This window comes from Pseudomonas sp. JV449, from assembly GCF_032424295.1.
Lineage (GTDB): Bacteria > Pseudomonadota > Gammaproteobacteria > Pseudomonadales > Pseudomonadaceae > Aquipseudomonas > Aquipseudomonas marginalis.
Genome location: NZ_VYKD01000003.1, coordinates 459,845 through 476,613 on the forward strand (window position 1 = coordinate 459,845; position 16,769 = coordinate 476,613).

Annotated in this window: 12 protein-coding genes; 8 read left to right on the top strand and 4 right to left on the bottom strand. The window is 62.3% G+C overall.

The window, feature by feature from the left end:
- The first annotated feature begins 91 nt into the window (after window positions 1-91).
- The 3 genes from F6S08_RS03460 (at window position 92) to F6S08_RS03470 (ending at window position 6,855) form a co-directional block, all read left to right on the top strand.
- On the top strand, window positions 92-3,382 hold the full coding sequence (locus F6S08_RS03460; RefSeq protein WP_315871285.1) for a transglutaminase family protein: 3,291 nt from the start codon (window positions 92-94) through the stop codon (window positions 3,380-3,382).
- 96 nt (window positions 3,383-3,478) lie between these two features.
- Window positions 3,479-5,965, top strand: coding sequence for a circularly permuted type 2 ATP-grasp protein (locus F6S08_RS03465; RefSeq protein WP_065925614.1), 2,487 nt, complete (start codon window positions 3,479-3,481; stop codon window positions 5,963-5,965).
- A complete protein-coding gene (locus tag F6S08_RS03470; protein WP_065925613.1) occupies window positions 5,965-6,855 on the top strand; it encodes a transglutaminase N-terminal domain-containing protein in 891 nt (296 codons plus the stop codon). Before F6S08_RS03465 ends, F6S08_RS03470 begins: the two co-directional genes overlap by 1 nt.
- 103 nt (window positions 6,856-6,958) lie before the next feature.
- Here F6S08_RS03470 and F6S08_RS03475 read toward each other — a convergent pair whose 3' ends face one another.
- Complete coding sequence (locus F6S08_RS03475) at window positions 6,959-7,141, bottom strand: hypothetical protein (RefSeq protein WP_032890516.1); 183 nt, start codon at window positions 7,139-7,141, stop codon at window positions 6,959-6,961.
- A 332-nt stretch (window positions 7,142-7,473) separates the two neighbouring features.
- Here F6S08_RS03475 and azu point away from each other — a divergent pair, with 332 nt between their 5' ends.
- Window positions 7,474-7,920, top strand: coding sequence for an azurin (gene azu, locus F6S08_RS03480; protein WP_027607696.1), 447 nt, complete (start codon window positions 7,474-7,476; stop codon window positions 7,918-7,920).
- A gap of 74 nt (window positions 7,921-7,994) precedes the next feature.
- Here azu and nadE read toward each other — a convergent pair whose 3' ends face one another.
- The 3 genes from nadE to F6S08_RS03495 all read right to left on the bottom strand — a co-directional run bounded on the left by nadE (window position 7,995) and on the right by F6S08_RS03495 (window position 11,077).
- Window positions 7,995-8,822 (bottom strand): ammonia-dependent NAD(+) synthetase, encoded by an 828-nt coding sequence (gene nadE, locus F6S08_RS03485; protein ID WP_065947131.1) that lies wholly within the window; start codon window positions 8,820-8,822, stop codon window positions 7,995-7,997.
- Window positions 8,823-8,825: 3 nt separating this feature from the next.
- Window positions 8,826-10,040 carry a nicotinate phosphoribosyltransferase gene (pncB, locus tag F6S08_RS03490; RefSeq protein ID WP_065947132.1) on the bottom strand — a complete coding sequence of 405 codons (1,215 nt, stop codon included), beginning with the start codon at window positions 10,038-10,040 and terminating at the stop codon, window positions 8,826-8,828.
- A gap of 146 nt (window positions 10,041-10,186) precedes the next feature.
- Window positions 10,187-11,077, bottom strand: coding sequence for a LysR family transcriptional regulator (locus F6S08_RS03495; protein WP_065925611.1), 891 nt, complete (start codon window positions 11,075-11,077; stop codon window positions 10,187-10,189).
- 153 nt (window positions 11,078-11,230) lie between these two features.
- Between F6S08_RS03495 and F6S08_RS03500 the strand changes: the two genes are divergently transcribed.
- From F6S08_RS03500 to F6S08_RS03515, 4 genes are all read left to right on the top strand, one after another.
- The gene (locus F6S08_RS03500; protein ID WP_074848605.1) at window positions 11,231-12,721 is read left to right on the top strand and encodes an aldehyde dehydrogenase family protein; all 1,491 of its coding nucleotides are present in this window, start codon (window positions 11,231-11,233) and stop codon (window positions 12,719-12,721) included.
- A gap of 155 nt (window positions 12,722-12,876) precedes the next feature.
- A complete protein-coding gene (locus F6S08_RS03505; RefSeq protein WP_065925609.1) occupies window positions 12,877-14,160 on the top strand; it encodes an NAD(P)/FAD-dependent oxidoreductase in 1,284 nt (427 codons plus the stop codon).
- A 374-nt stretch (window positions 14,161-14,534) separates the two neighbouring features.
- A complete protein-coding gene (locus tag F6S08_RS03510; protein WP_027607701.1) occupies window positions 14,535-15,671 on the top strand; it encodes a branched-chain amino acid ABC transporter substrate-binding protein in 1,137 nt (378 codons plus the stop codon).
- A gap of 182 nt (window positions 15,672-15,853) precedes the next feature.
- Complete coding sequence (locus F6S08_RS03515; protein WP_003236186.1) at window positions 15,854-16,768, top strand: ABC transporter permease subunit; 915 nt, start codon at window positions 15,854-15,856, stop codon at window positions 16,766-16,768.
- Window position 16,769: the final 1 nt, after the last annotated feature.

Genomic DNA, 16,769 nt, shown 5'->3' on the forward strand with positions numbered 1-16,769 from the left:
GCACCGGGTCTTACGATAAAGCGCAATGACCGCCGCTCTGGCATAAGTCTTGCGCGCTTTGTGTCCATGCCCTGGCTCGCAGGAGGCCGCCGTGTCGATTCATGTCGCGTTGCACCATGTTACGCATTACCGCTACGACCGCGCGGTCGAACTTGGCCCACAGATCGTGCGTCTGCGCCCGGCGGCCCATAGCCGCACGCGGATTTTGTCCTATGCACTCAAAGTGCTGCCCGAGCAGCACTTCATCAATTGGCAGCAGGACCCCCAGGGCAATTACCTGGCGCGTCTGGTGTTCCCGGAAAAGACCGATGAATTGCGCATCGAGGTTGACCTGGTCGCCGAGATGGCGGTGTTCAACCCGTTCGATTTTTTCCTTGAGCCCTACGCCGAAAAAATCCCCTTCAGCTACGCCGCCGATGAACAGCGCGAGCTGGCGCCGTACTTGGAAACCCTGCCGCTGACGCCGAGGTTTGCCGCCTACCTGGCGGGTATCGACCGCACGCCGTTGCCGGCCGTGGACTTCCTGGTGGGCCTCAACCAGCGCCTGGCCGCCGACATCGGCTACCTGATCCGCATGGAACCGGGGGTGCAAACCCCGGAATTCACCCTGGAAAACGCTTCCGGCTCCTGCCGTGATTCGGCCTGGCTGCTGGTGCAATTGCTGCGCAACCTCGGGTTGGCGGCGCGGTTTGTGTCCGGTTATCTGATCCAGCTGACCGCCGACGTCAAAGCCCTCGACGGCCCCTCCGGCACCGAAGTCGACTTCACCGACCTGCACGCCTGGTGCGAAGTGTATTTGCCCGGTGCCGGCTGGATCGGCCTGGATGCCACCTCCGGGTTGTTCGCCGGTGAAGGGCACATCCCGTTGGCCTGTAGTCCCGATCCATCGTCCGCCGCGCCGATCAGTGGGCTGGTGGAACCCTGCGAGTGCGAATTTACCCACGAGATGTCGGTGGAGCGCATCTGGGAAGCGCCACGGGTCACCAAGCCCTACACCGAAGAGCAATGGCTGGCGATCCAGGCCCTGGGCCGGCAGATCGATGGCGACCTGCTCAAGGATGATGTACGCCTGACCATGGGCGGCGAGCCGACCTTCGTCTCCATCGACGACCCCGACGGCGCCGAGTGGAACACCGCAGCCCTCGGGCCGGATAAGCGGCGCTTGTCCGCCGAACTGTTCCAGCGCATGCGCAAGCATTACGCGCCCAAGGGCCTGGTGCACTTCGGCCAGGGCAAGTGGTACCCCGGCGAGCAATTGCCGCGCTGGTCGCTTAACTGCTACTGGCGCCGTGACGGCGTGCCCATCTGGCACAACAGCGCGCTGATCGCCGATGAACAACAGGACTACGGCGCCGATGGCGTAATGGCCGGGCGCTTCCTGGCCAGCGTCGCCGAGCGCCTGAAGTTGCCGGCGCGCTTTGTATTCCCGGCCTTCGAAGACAACTTCTACTACCTGTGGCGCGAAGGTGCGTTGCCGCAAAACGTCACGGCCCAGGACCCGCGCTTGAGCGACGAACTGGAGCGCGAACGCTTGCGCAAGGTGTTCAGCCAGGGTCTGGATAAAGTCATCGGCCAGGTACTGCCGCTGGCGCGTACGGCGGCCAATGACCGCTGGCAGAGCGGGCGCTGGTACCTGCGCGATAACCATTGCCGTCTGGTGCCGGGGGATTCGCCGCTGGGCTATCGCCTGCCGTTGGCCTCGCAGCCGTGGGTGACGGCGGCGGAGTATCCGTTCGTGCACCCCACCGACCCTAACCAGGATCAGCCGGAACTGCCGACCAGTGCGCAACTGCAAAGCCATGGCGAACCCGCGCCGAGCGACGAGCGAGTGCCCGAGGTCGACGAGTCCGCCGACTGGCTGACCCGCACCGCCCTGTGTGCCGAAGCGCGGGAAGGGCGCCTGTACTTGTTTATGCCGCCCCTGGAACGCGTCGAGGATTACCTGGAACTGGTGGCCGCCATCGAAGCCACCGCCGAGGAATTGCATTGCCCGGTGCTGCTGGAAGGCTACGAACCACCGTTCGATATGCGCCTGAGCAACTTCCGCGTCACGCCGGATCCGGGTGTGATCGAGGTCAACGTGCAGCCGTCCGCGACCTGGGACGAGTTGGTGGAACGCACCGAATTCCTCTACGAGGAGGCGCGGCAGACCCGGCTGACCACCGAGAAGTTCATGATCGACGGCCGCCATACCGGCACCGGCGGCGGTAACCACTTTGTGCTGGGGGGCGCGACGCCCAAGGATTCGCCGTTCCTGCGCCGGCCCGATCTGCTGCGCAGCCTGATCAGCTATTGGCATAACCACCCCTCGCTGTCGTACCTGTTTTCCGGCCTGTTTATCGGCCCGACCTCCCAGGCACCGCGGGTCGACGAAGCCCGCAACGACGCGCTGTATGAGCTGGAAATCGCCTTTGCGCAAATGCCGCAGCCGGGTGAAGAATGCCCGCCCTGGTTGGTGGATCGCCTGCTGCGCAACCTGTTGATCGACGTAACGGGCAATACCCACCGCGCCGAATTCTGTATCGACAAACTCTACTCGCCCGACGGTGCCACGGGCCGCCTGGGCCTTCTCGAGTTGCGGGCCTTTGAAATGCCGCCCCACGCACGCATGAGCCTGACCCAGCAATTGCTGCTGCGGGCCTTGGTGGCGCGCTTCTGGCGTGAACCCTATGCGCCGCCGAAACTGGCGCGTTGGGGCACCGAATTGCATGACCGCTTCCTGTTGCCGCACTTTATCGAGCAGGATTTTGCCGACGTGATCGTCGAGTTGAACGCCGCCGGTTACCCGTTACGCGCCGAATGGTTCGCCGCGCACCTGGAGTTCCGCTTCCCCAAGGTGGGCGATTACGCCGTCAGCGGGATCGAACTGGAACTGCGCCAGGCCCTGGAGCCTTGGCATGTACTGGGCGAAGAGGGCGCGGTGGGCGGCACGGTGCGCTATGTGGATTCGTCCCTGGAGCGCTTGCAGGTGAAGGTGAGTGGGCTGCCGCCGCAACGCTACCTGCTGACCTGCAATGGCATCCCGGTGCCGATGCAACCGACCGGGCGCATTGGCGAGTTCGTCGCCGGCGTGCGTTACCGCGCCTGGCAACCGGCCAATTGCCTGCAACCGACCATCCCGGTGCATGCGCCGCTGGTGTTCGACCTGCTGGACACCTGGATGCAGCGCTCCCTGGGCGGCTGCCAGTACCATGTTGCGCATCCGGGCGGGCGTAACTACGACAGCCTGCCGGTAAACGCCAATGAGGCGGAGAGCCGGCGCATGGCGCGGTTTTTCCGTCTCGGCCATACACCAGGAAAGCTCACCGTGCCGAGTGTTGTGATCAATGACGAATTGCCGATGACCCTGGATCTGCGGCGTCACCCCAATAAAAATGACTAAAAGCGATCACAATGTGGGAGGGAGCAAGCGCCCTCCCACATTAGATTGCAGTGAATTTGAATTAAACTGAGCCCCTTTGCCTCTGCCGAGCGTTCCATGCCCGACTTGCTCGACCAATACCCGCTGACCGCGGGTACTTATCACGAACTGCTGGACGACAGTGGCGCAGTACGCGCCCATTGGCAGCGCTTGCTCGATCACCTGCAACGCAGCACACCCGCGCAACTGGCCCAGCGCCAGGCGCTGCTGACAAGGCAGATCCAGGAAAACGGCGTCACCTATAACGTCTACGCCGACCCCAAGGGCGCCGATCGCCCTTGGGAACTGGACCTGCTGCCCCATGTGCTGGCGGCCGATGAATGGCAGCAGCTGTCAGCCGGTATCGCCCAGCGTGCGCGTCTGCTCAACGCCGTACTGGCGGACCTCTACGGGCCGCAACGCTTGATCAAGGAAGGCCTGCTGCCGGCCGAACTGGTGTTCGGGCATAACAATTTCCTCTGGCCGTGCCAGGGCATCCAACCGCCTGACGGTGCGTTTCTGCACCTGTATGCCGTGGACCTGGCGCGTACCCCGGATGGCCGCTGGTGGGTCACCGCCGACCGTACGCAAGCGCCTTCGGGCGCCGGTTATGCGTTGGAAAACCGCACCATCGTGTCCCGCGCCTTTCCGGACCTGTACCGTGATCTGCAGGTGCAGCACCTCACCGGTTTCTTCCGCACGCTCCAGGAAACCCTGGCCCGCCAGGCGCCGAGCGATGACCAGCCACCGCTGATCGTGTTGCTCACCCCTGGGCGTTTCAACGAAAGCTATTTTGAACACCTGTACCTCGCGCGTCAGCTCGGCTACCCGCTGGTGGAAGGCGGCGACCTCACGGTGCGCGACAGCACGGTGTTCCTGAAAACCCTCAGTGGCCTGCGCCGGGTGCACGCGATCATGCGTCGCCTCGACGATGACTTCTGCGACCCGCTGGAGCTGCGCACCGACTCCGCCCTCGGCGTACCCGGCCTGCTCGACGCCGCGCGCCAGGGCAATGTACTGGTGGCCAATGCCCTGGGCAGCGGCGTGCTGGAGTCCCCCGGTTTGCTCGGCTTTCTGCCCAGGATCAACCAGTTCCTGTTCGGCGAAGAATTGCTCTTGCCCTCCATCGCCACCTGGTGGTGCGGTGAGGCGCCGGTGCTCGCCGAGGCCTTGGAGAAACTGCCGGAACTGCTGATCAAACCGGCGTTTCCGTCGCAAAGTTTTGCCCCGGTATTCGGTCGCGACTTGAATGACGAGCAACGCCAGGCCTTGGCCGAACGCATGCGCGCGCGGCCTTACGCCTACGTCGCCCAGGAGCTGGCACAACTGTCCCAGGCACCGGTGTGGCACACCGTGGAGGATCACCTGCAACACCGCGCCATCGGCATGCGCGTGTATGCCGTGGCCAGCGCGGAGGGCTACCGCGTACTGCCCGGCGGCCTGACCCGTGTGGCGGCGGACGCCGATGCCGAAGTGGTGTCGATGCAACGCGGCGGCGCCAGCAAGGACACCTGGGTGCTGGGCGAACGCGCCAGCAGTGGCGAGCATTGGCGCGCCCAGCGCGCGATTGGTGCACACGACCTGGTGCGCCGCGACCCTTATCTGCCGTCCCGCGTGGTGGAAAACCTGTTCTGGTTCGGCCGTTACTGCGAGCGCTGCGACGACAGCGCACGCTGGCTGCGCATCGTGCTGGCGCGCTATGTCGACGGCGACGACCCCTTGGCCTTGCAGGCGGCGGTCGAGTTGGGTGAAAACCTGCGCCTGCTGCCGGAGGAGGGCGAGCTGCCCGAGCGTTTGCAGGCGGCCTTGCTCGGCGATGATTGGCCGTCGAGCCTGCGCGCCAACCTGCAACGCTTGCAGTGGGCGGCGTCCCAGGTGCGCGGCAAGTTGTCCCGTGAGAACTGGCAGGCCCTGGTGGAGTTGCAGCGCGAAGCCCTGGAGCTGGAGAGCGAAAGCCCGGATTTTGGTGAGTTGCTGGACTTTCTCAACCGCCTGGTAATGTCCCTGGCGGCGCTGTCCGGGTTTGCCCTCGACGACATGACCCGCGACGAAGGCTGGCGCTTCCTGATGATGGGCCGGCGCATCGAGCGCCTGCAATTTCTCAGCAGCAGCCTGGCGGCATTCCTGCGCGGCGTGGCGGTGTTCGATCAAGCGGGCCTGGAGTGGTTGCTGGAACTCGGCAACAGCAGCATCACCTACCGCTCGCGCTACCTGGCGGTGCCGCAGCTGATTCCGGTCCTGGATTTGTTGTTGCTGGATGAACAGAACCCCCACGCGGTGCTGTTCCAGCTGAAACTGGTGAGCCGTACCCTGCGCCGTCTTAATGATGATTTCGGTGTGCCACGGGAGACCGGGTTGGCGCCGTTGGTGGAGCGCCTGGCGCGTTTCGACCTGGCGTGCCTGGAGAACCCGTTGTTTGGCGAATCCAGCGTGCGTGCCGCACTGGAAGGCCTGGCCGACCTGCTGCAGGCGGTCGCCGATGAGAGTGGGCAAGTGTCGGATCGTCTGGCTTTGCGCCACTTTGCCCATGTGGATGATGTCAGTCAGCAAACGGTGTCGGTGTGATGAGTGCGCGCTACCAGATTTTCCACGATACCCATTACCACTACGACAGCCCGGTGTCCCTGGCCCAGCAGCTCGCGCATTTATGGCCGAGGCCGTGCGCCTGGCAGCGTTGCAGCGACCAGCAATTGGATATCAGCCCGCAGCCGTCGTCACGCCGGGATGAGCTGGACGTGTTCGGCAACCCGATCACCCGCCTGGCGTTCGAGCGGCCCCATGATGAATTACTGGTGAACGCTGGGCTGACTGTGGAAGTGCTGGCGCGGCCGGTGCTGGATTTCCAGCACTCGCCCGCCTGGGACCAGACCCGCGACAGCCTGACCTACAGCAGCCAGCCACTGTCGCCCGAGTTGATCGAAGCCTGCCGTTATCGCTTCGAATCGCCCTACGTACACCTGAAGAAGACCTTCGTCGAGTTCTCCGAGAGCTGCTTCCCTCCTGGTGCGCCCTTGCTATTGGGGGTGCAGGCCTTGATGGAAAAGATCTTCAGCGAATTCACCTTCGATGCCGAAGCTACCCAGGTCGCCACGCCGCTGGTGGAGGTGCTGGAGCGCCGACGCGGCGTGTGCCAGGACTTCGCCCACCTGATGCTCGCCTGCCTGCGCTCGCGCGGCCTGGCGGCGCGTTATATCAGCGGCTACCTGCTCACCCAGCCACCGCCCGGCCAGCCACGGCTGATCGGCGCCGATGCCTCCCACGCGTGGGTCTCGGTGTATTGCCCGGTATCGGGCTGGGTGGATTTCGATCCGACGAACAATGTGCAGCCGGCGCTGGAGCACATCACCCTGGCCTGGGGCCGGGATTTCTCCGATGTGTCGCCGTTGCGTGGGGTGATTCTGGGGGGAGGGACCCATGACCCGGAGGTGCGGGTGACGGTGATGCCGCTGATGTAGGAGCGAGCTTGCTCGCGAAGAACCTGAGGGCGCCGCGTTGATCTTGGCTTCCCGCGTTATCGTTGACGTTCTTCGCGAGCAAGCTCGCTCCTACAGTAAATAATTATTCAGCCGGGTCTTTCGGGGTTTCAGTCTCGTCTGCTGCCACTTCACCTTCCGCGTCCGGGTTCAGTGCGCCCGCTTCTTCATCGACAGCGGCTTTCTTGCGTTGCAGTTTTTCCTCTTTCTTCTGTTCCTTGGCCAAGTCTCTCTGACGTTTGGCGAAGGAGTAATTAGGTTTGGCCATGGGCGATCCTCTAGGGTCGAAGGTGAGGGTGGCGGCGCGCAGCTGCCTTGGGACGACATGGTAGCAGCTTCAAGGGGCGCTTGGCCTTCACTTACCGCAGGCGTACGCGGCCAGGAGGCCATTGAACAGTTGGTTGAGGTGCATGGCTCGGGCTCCAGTGGGTGATGGGCCGATCATAGACAGCCTGCGGCACTTTGGCTGGTTGATTGTGTCGATAAGTCTGATAGCCTAAAGTTGTATACAATCTGTTGATTCAGGTCATAAGAATTTTTGCCTGCCTCAGGCACCCTTGTCGCATTACGCGTTGTTTAAACCCTGCCTTGGAGATTCACATGTTTGCCAAACTCGTTGCTGTTTCCCTGCTGACTCTGGCCAGCGGCCAGTTGCTTGCTGCAGAGTGCAAGGTCACCGTCGACTCCACTGACCAGATGTCCTTCAACACCAAGGAAATCACGATCGACAAGAGCTGCAAGACGTTCACTGTCGAGCTGACTCACTCCGGCAGCCTGCCGAAAAACGTCATGGGTCATAACTGGGTGCTGACCAGCGCCGCCAACATGCAGCCGGTTGCCACTGATGGCATGGCTGCTGGCATCGACAAGAACTACCTGAAAGAGGGTGACGATCGCATCATCGCCCACACCAAGATCATTGGTGCCGGCGAGAAAGATTCGGTGACCTTCGATGTCTCGAAACTGGCGGCCGGTACGGATTACGCGTTCTTCTGCTCGTTCCCGGGCCACATCTCGATGATGAAAGGCACTGTGGTCCTGAAGTAAGACCGCGTTATCGTTCATCGGGGGCTTGCCCCCGATGACTGCCTGCCAATCAACACACCACTATCTGGCTCACCTCAAGGCGCAAACGGCATCACCCGCTTGTGCTCGGTCTTGCGGTACGTCTCGCAAATAATCCGGAACGCTTCCTCACGCACCGGCTCACCGTGCAGGAACGCATCGATCTCGGCATAGGTCACGCCATGTGACGCTTCATCCGGCTTACCTGGCGACAGGTCTTCAAGGTCGGCCGTCGGCACCTTCTCCACCAACGACTCCGGCGCACCAAAGAACCGTGCAATCGCGCGTACCTGGTTTTTCACCAGGCCGCTCAACGGCGCCAGGTCGCAGGCGCCATCGCCGAACTTGGTGAAAAAGCCCATCACCGCTTCCGCCGCATGGTCGGTACCGATCACCAGGCCGCTGGCCGCGCCGGCGATGGTGTACTGCGCCACCATGCGCATGCGCGCCTTGGTATTGCCGAGCACGAAGTCGCGGGACACCGCCGCCTTGCCTTCAAACGCCGCCACTTCATTGGCCAGGGCTTTCACCGCCGGGCCGATGTTCACGGTGTGGCGCTCGTCCGGGTCGATAAAGTCCACCGAGGCCTGGGCATCGATTTCATCGAACTGGGTTTCGTAGGGCAGGCGCACGGCGATAAAGCGGTAGGCCTCGTCACCGGTGCGGGAGCGCAGTTCCTGCATCGCGCGTTGGGCCAAGAGGCCGGCAGTCAGGGAGTCGACGCCGCCGCTGATGCCCAGCACCAGTGTCTTGAGCCCGGAATTGCGCAGGCAGTCCTGGATAAACGCTACGCGCCGGGCAACTTCGGCCTCGAGGGCGGTCTGGTCCTTGAACGGCGCTTGGACCTTGAGCTGTTCAGCAATCTCACGCTGTACGGCTTGCATGATTCACTCCTTGCTAGAGATGGCAGGTACTTTGAAAACATGACGCAAATAGGCGACAAAATTCGGGTCGGTGCAGTGGGTCTTGCCCGCTTCATCGGAGATCTTCGCGACGGGCTGGCCATTGCAGGCGGTCATTTTAAGCACGATGCTCATCGGTTCCACCCCTGGAATATCGCAGGTCAGGTTGGTGCCGATGCCGAAGCTCACATTAATGCGACCACGCAACGCGCGGAATATCTCCAGGGCCTTGGGCAACGACAGGCTGTCGGAGAACACCAGGGTCTTGCTCATCGGCTCGATGCCCAGCTTGTGGTAGTGGGCAATGGCTTTTTCGGCCCACTGCACCGGGTCGCCGGAGTCATGGCGCAGGCCATCGAACAGCTTGGCGAAGTACAAGTCGAAGTCGCCAAGGAAGGCGTCGGTGGTGATGCAATCGGTCAGGGCGATACCCAGCAGGCCCCGGTATTCGCGGACCCAACAGTCGAGGGCGGCGATCTGGCTGTCGATCAGGCGCGGGCCGAGTTGCTGGTGGGCCATGATCCATTCATGGGCCATGGTGCCCAACGGCTTCATATCGAACTCGCGGGCCAGGTGTACGTTGCTGGTGCCGACAAAACGCCCGGGGAAGTCATGCTTGAGCACGCTGACCACCTCTTCCTGCACGCGGTATGAGAAGCGTCGGCGCGTGCCGAAGTCGGCCACTTGCAATTCGGCCAGCTCGTCGCTGCTGGCGTTGGCCGTCAGCCAGTCGAACTTGCGGTACAGCTGCTCGCGGGCCTGTTCGAGGATCACCGTCTGGTAGCGGTAGCGGTTACGCACTTCGCTGACGATCGCCAGCATCGGCACTTCAAACAGAATCACATGCAGCCACGGCCCGCGCAGGCGGATAAACAACTCGCCGTTCTCGATGCCGGTCTGCACATAGCGCAGGTTGAAGCGAAACAGCCCGAGAAAACGCAAAAAATCCGGCTTCATAAAGCTGATGCGTTCCAGGAACCCCAATTGGTCGGGGCTCAAGCTCAGCTCGGCGAGGCGCTCGATCTGGTAGCGGATCTCCGCCAGGTACGGGCGCAGGTCTTCGCTGTTGCGGCAACGAAACTCCCATTCAACTTCCACGTTGGGGTAGTTGTGCAGCACCGCCTGCATCATGGTCAGCTTGTAGAAGTCGGTGTCGAGCAAGTTCTGCACGATGCGATCGGCAAACACACTCTCGCTCATAACGGGAATCTCCAGACAGGTCGGGCGATGGGCGCCGACCTTTACGCACAATTAAGGAAGGGGGCTAGTGGCGCATAGACGCGGGTAGGTTTGCCAGTGATTTTTTTTGCCAAGGCCACTTGCCGCCGATGGCGATATTCCAGGCATTAAACAACCTGCTCCATCATCCACTTCACAAACTCCCGCACCTTGGGCACCTCCGCCGCGTGTTCCGGGAAGGCCAGGTAATAAGCGTCCTGGCTGGGCATTGCATGCTGCCAGGGGATCACCAGCTTGCCGTCGGCCAGTTCTTCTTCCACCAGAAAGCGCGGCAACAACGCCACGCCGCAACCGACCTGCGCCGCACGAATGCACATATAAAAGGTGTCGAAACGCGGCCCGTGGTAGCTGTGCTCGGTGTGATACCCCTGATCGGCAAACCAGTCATGCCAGCCCTGGGGGCGCGAGGCGTTTTGCAGCAGCACCAGGTCGCTCAGTTGCGTGGGATCGGTGAAGGGCTGCGCCGGCAGGCTTTCCGGGGCGCACACCGGTACCAGCTCTTCGCTGAACAGTTTCAGGCTCTCGGTGCCGGGGCGCGAGCCCTGGCCGAAGTAGAAGGCCATGTCGGCCTTGCCTTGCAGCAGTTCGTCCGGCTCCTGTTCGTTGCACAGGTCCAAGTGGATCTGCGGGTGGCGCAGGCGCCAGCCCTTGAGGCGCGGCACCAGCCAGCGCGCGCCGAAGGTGTAGGGGGTGGACACGCGCAACACTTCGGTCTCGCCGCCATAGGAGCGCAGGTAGTGGGTGGACATCTCCACCTGCGTGAGGATCTTGCGCACTTCCACCAGGTACAGGTCGCCTGCCGGAGTCATCTGCAAGCGGCGACGCACGCGGCGAAACAGCAGGTGCTGGAGCAATTCTTCCAACTGCGCGACCTGTTTGCTCACTGCGCTTTGCGTGAGGTTCAGCTCCTCGGCGGCGCGGGTGAAGCTCAGGTGGCGGGTGGCGGCCTCGAAACACTGCAGGGCGGTGATCGAGGGCAAATGTCTTTTGTTCAGCACGGCATGCCTCTTTTTATTCTTTGCATGAATAAACGGAATGATATCTCGCCTAATCGTCGTTTGTTGGCAAGTCTTGGGCCAGCTACAAATAAGGCCTGGATCGCCGTGCGTGCCGCGGTGCGATTTTTTGTTCGAAGATTAAAGGAGTGACCCATGGTTGCCGCATTGCTTGATCGTCTCGGGGTAAACCCGGCGCTGTACCAGGCGGGTAAACAACCCGTGCATTCGCCCATTGATGGCAGCCGTATCGGCAGTGTGCACTGGGAAGGTGCCGCCGAGGTGGAGCAACAGGTCAGTCGCGCCGAGCATGCATTCGAGGCCTGGCGCAACGTGCCGGCCCCCCGTCGCGGCGAGTTGGTGCGCCAGTTCGGCGATGTACTGCGCGAATACAAGGCCGATCTGGGCGAGCTGGTGTCCTGGGAGGCCGGCAAGATCACCCAGGAAGGCCTGGGTGAAGTGCAGGAAATGATCGACATCTGCGACTTCGCCGTGGGCCTGTCCCGCCAGTTGTACGGCTTGACCATCGCCTCCGAGCGCCCAGGCCACCATATGCGTGAAACCTGGCACCCGCTGGGCGTGGTCGGGGTGATCAGCGCCTTCAACTTCCCGGTAGCCGTGTGGGCGTGGAACACCACACTGGCGCTGGTGTGCGGTAACGCAGTGATCTGGAAACCGTCGGAAAAGACCCCGCTCACCGCCCTGGCGTGCCAGGCGCTGTTCGAGCGTGTGCTGAAGAATTTCAAGGACGCGCCGCAATACCTGAGCCAGGTCATCATCGGCGGCCGCGATGCCGGCGCTGCGCTGGTGGATGACCCACGCGTGGCCCTGATCAGCGCCACCGGCAGCACCCGCATGGGCCGCGAAGTGGCGCCGAAAGTTGCCGCGCGGTTTGCCCGCAGCATCCTCGAGCTGGGCGGCAACAACGCCATGATCCTCGGCCCGAGCGCCGACCTGGACATGGCCGTGCGCGCCATCCTGTTCAGCGCCGTCGGCACCGCCGGCCAGCGCTGCACCACCCTGCGCCGCCTGATCACCCACGAGTCGGTCAAGGAAGAAATCGTCACCCGCCTCAAGGCCGCCTATTCCAAAGTGCGCATCGGCCACCCGCTGGAGGGCAACCTGATTGGCCCGCTGATCGACAAGCATGGCTTCGACGCTATGCAGGACGCCCTGGAGCAGGCCTTGAGTGAAGGCGGCAAGGTGTTCGGCGGCAAGCGCCAGTTGGAAGACAAGTTCCCCAACGCCTACTACGTGTCGCCGGCCATTGTCGAAATGCCTGAGCAGAGCGATGTGGTGTGCACCGAAACCTTCGCGCCGATTTTGTATGTCGTCGGCTACAAGGACTTCGCCGAAGCCCTGCGCCTCAACAACGCCGTGCCCCAAGGCCTGTCGTCGTGCATCTTCACCACTGACGTGCGCGAGGCCGAGCAATTCATGTCGGCAGTGGGCAGCGACTGCGGGATCGCCAACGTCAACATCGGCCCGAGCGGCGCGGAGATTGGCGGCGCGTTTGGCGGTGAGAAAGAGACCGGTGGCGGTCGCGAGTCAGGTTCGGATGCATGGCGCGGGTACATGCGCCGCCAGACCAACACCGTGAACTATTCGCTGGAGTTGCCGCTGGCCCAGGGCATCACCTTCGACTGATTCTGTAGGAGCGAGCTTGCTCGCGAAGATCGTCAACGATCACGCGGGCATCCTGAATGCCCGCGCCGCTCTCGCGTTTTTCGCGAGCAAGCTCGCTCCTACAGTGATGGTGCTGAACAAGAAAAACGCTTGTTGGGTCTCACCGGAGTCTGGCAATGGCACTACGCGAAGCATGTTTGTGGGAACACCTCACCCCTGGCCGGCCGGATCGTGCCGCGCTCAAGGGCGAGGTCAAGGTGGATGTGTGCGTGATCGGCGCCGGCATCACCGGTTTGTCGGCCGCCATTCACTTGCTGGAGCAGGGTAAAAGCGTCGCCGTGCTGGAGGCTCATCGCACCGGCCACGGTGGTTCGGGGCGCAACGTCGGGTTGGTGAATGCCGGCCTGTGGATCCCTCCGGACGAGATCGAAGCCGGTTTCGGCGAAGCGGTGGGCAGCCAGCTCAACCGCATGCTCGGCGCGGCACCGTCGCTGGTGTTCAGCCTGATCGACAAATACAACATCGATTGCCAATTGCGCCGCGAGGGCACCTTGCACATGGCGCATAACGCCCGTGGCGAGGCGGATTTGCGCAGTCGTGAGGAGCAATGGAAGCGCCGTGGCGCGCCGGTGGAATTGCTCACCGGCCAGGCCTGCGAGCACGCCACCGGCACGAAAAAAATCGCCGCCGCCTTGCTGGATCGGCGTGCTGGCACCTTGAACCCGATGGCCTACACCAGTGGCCTGGCGAATGCCGCCGTGGGGCTTGGCGGGCAGTTGTTCGACCATTCTCCGGTCGCCCGGTTGGAGCGCCAAGGTGCGAGTTGGTCCGTTCAGACCGCCAGCGGTTCGGTGCAGGCTGCACAAGTGGTCATCGCCTCCAACGCCTACACCGAAGGTGAGTGGACCGAGCTGCGACGCAATTTTTTCCCCGGCTACTACTACCAGGTCGCCTCCGCGCCGCTGACCGACGCCGCCGCCGAGCAGATTCTGCCCGGCGGCCAAGGGTCATGGGACACGCGCCAGGTACTGAGCAGCATCCGCCGCGATGCCGATGGCCGCCTGTTGCTCGGCAGCCTGGGCAACGGTAACCAGAAACCGGCCTGGTTCCTCAAGGCGTGGGCTGATCGGGTGCAGCAACATTACTTCCCGTACCTCAAATCGGTGCAATGGGAATTCACCTGGACCGGCTGCATCGCCTTCACCCCCGATCACCTGATGCGCCTGTTCGAGCCAGCTCCCGGCCTGGTGGCGGTAACCGGCTATAACGGGCGCGGCGTGACCACCGGCAGCGTGGTCGGCAAGGCGTTCGCCGACTATCTATGTCACCAGAATCCCCAAGCCTTGCCGATTCCGTTTGCACCCATGCAACCGCTGGCCGGGGTTGGGCTGCGCAGTTGCCTGTATGAAGCCGGATTCTCGCTGTATCACGCCGGGCAATGCCTGAGGATCGTGATCTGATCAGCGAAATACCGCTCAGAAGCCTGCATTTTCTTAGCCGGCTACTAATCTGTATTGGTGCAGGTCGTAGCAGTTGCGCACTGTAAATGTGCAGTTCCGTTACGCAGGCTGTTACAGCTGTAGGAACTGTCGTTTATTGCTTTGGTTGCAGGTGCGACCCGTCAGGGTTGTACTTTTTCGGCCCATGGGTTGCACCTATCGATGCTAGAGGGTTGCACGTCCTGGCGAGCGGAGCCGAAACGCCTGCAATAACAATGACACCGTGTCTTTTTGAAGAATAAAAACGTAATGGCACGAGGCTTGCTCTGGGCTTTCAGTGAAAAGTTTGAACGCAAGTTGTCGTGCCAAAAATCAAAAATATCGGAGCACCACTCATGTCCCAGACGTTTTACAAGAAAGGTTTTCTGGCCCTCGCCGTTGCAGCGGCGCTGGGTGTTTCTACGTTTGTTCAAGCTGATGTGAAGATTGGCGTTGCGGGGCCGATGACCGGCGCCAACGCCTCGTTCGGTGAGCAGTACATGAAGGGTGCCCAGGCGGCAGCCGAGGTGATCAACAAGGCCGGTGGCATCAATGGCGAGAAAGTCGTGCTGGTGGCAGGCGACGATGCCTGTGAGCCGAAACAGGCCGTTGCCGTGGCCAACCGCCTGGCTGACCAGGACAAAGTGATTGGCGTAGTCGGGCACTTCTGCTCGTCGAACACCATTCCGGCCTCCGAGGTCTACGACGAAGCGGGCATCATCGCGATCACCCCAGGCTCTACCAACCCACAAGTGACCGAGCGCGGCCTGGGCGCCATGTTCCGTATGTGCGGGCGTGACGACCAGCAAGGCATCGTCGCCGGCGACTACATCGTCGACGTGCTCAAGGGCAAGAAAGTCGCCGTCATCAACGACAAGGACACCTACGGCAAAGGCCTGGCCGACGCCACCGCTGCCCAGTTGACCAAGCGCGGCGTCAAGCCGGTGCTGGAAGAAGGCCTGACCCGTGGCGAGAAGGACTTCAGTGCGCTGGTCACCAAAATCCGCTCCCTGGGCGCCGACGTCGTGTACTTCGGTGGCCTGCACCCGGAAGCCGGTCCATTGGTTCGCCAGATTCGTGAAGCGGGCCTGAAGGACGTCAAGTTCATGTCCGATGACGGCGTAGTGACCGATGAACTGGTGGCCACCGCTGGCGGCGCACAATACGTCGATGGCGTGTACATGACCTTTGGCGCCGACCCGCGCCTGCTGCCGGACAGCAAGGCCGTGGTGGAAGAGTTCCGCAAGGCCGGCTACGAGCCTGAGGGCTACACCCTGTACGCCTACGCCTCGCTGCAGGCCCTGGCCGCCGGCTTCAACGGCGCCAAGTCCAACAAGGGCGAAGACGCGGCCAAATGGCTGAAAGCGCACCCGGTCAAAACCGTGATGGGCGAGAAGACCTGGGACGCGAAGGGCGACCTGAAAGTCTCCGACTACGTGGTTTACCAGTGGGATAAAGACGGCAAATACCACCAGCTGGAAAAGCAGAAGTAATCCATGTGGGAGGGGGCTTGTCCCCGAAGCGGTGGGTCAGTCAACAGTTGTTCAGCTGACCCACCGCATCGGGGGCAAGCCCCCTCCCACATTGGGACAGCGTTGTTATTGAGATCTGTCTTTTCCTCCAGAAGCGCCGCACACCGACTGGTGTGCAGGTGCTCACCGCGTGAGATTGCGTTATGGATGGTATTTTCCTGCAGCAACTGGTCAACGGCCTGACCCTCGGGTCGGTCTATGGCCTGATCGCCATCGGCTACACAATGGTCTATGGCATCATTGGCATGATCAACTTCGCCCACGGCGAGGTTTATATGATTTCCGCTTACCTCGCGGCGATCAGTCTGGCACTGCTGGCTTACTTCGGCATCGAATCCTTCCCGCTGCTCATTCTCGGCACCCTGATCTTCACCGTGGTCGTCACCGGCGTGTACGGTTGGGTCATCGAACGGGTCGCCTACAAACCGCTGCGCAACTCCACCCGCCTGGCTCCGCTGATCAGCGCCATCGGCATCTCCCTGATCCTGCAGAACTACGCGCAGATCGCCCAGGGTGCGAAACAACAAGGCATTCCAACCCTGCTGGCCGGCGCCTGGCGCGTCGACATCGGCAGTGGGTTCGTCCAACTCACGTACACCAAGGTCTTCATCCTCGTGGCGGCGTTTGCCGGCATGGCGTTGCTCACCTACATCATCAAGTACACCAAGCTCGGCCGCATGTGCCGCGCCACCCAGCAAGACCGCAAGATGGCCTCGATCCTGGGGATCAACACCGACCGCGTGATCTCCTACGTGTTTGTCATCGGTGCCGCCATGGCGGCCCTGGCCGGCGTGCTGATCACCCTCAACTACGGCACGTTCGACTTCTACGCCGGCTTCATCATCGGCATCAAGGCGTTTACCGCAGCGGTACTCGGCGGCATCGGTTCCCTGCCTGGGGCGATGCTGGGCGGGATCATCCTGGGTATTTCCGAGTCGTTGTTCTCGGGGTTGATCAACTCCGACTACAAAGACGTGTTCAGTTTCTCCCTGCTGGTGGTGATTCTGATTTTCCGTCCCCAGGGCCTGCTTGGTCGCCCACTCGTGGCTAAGGTATAAA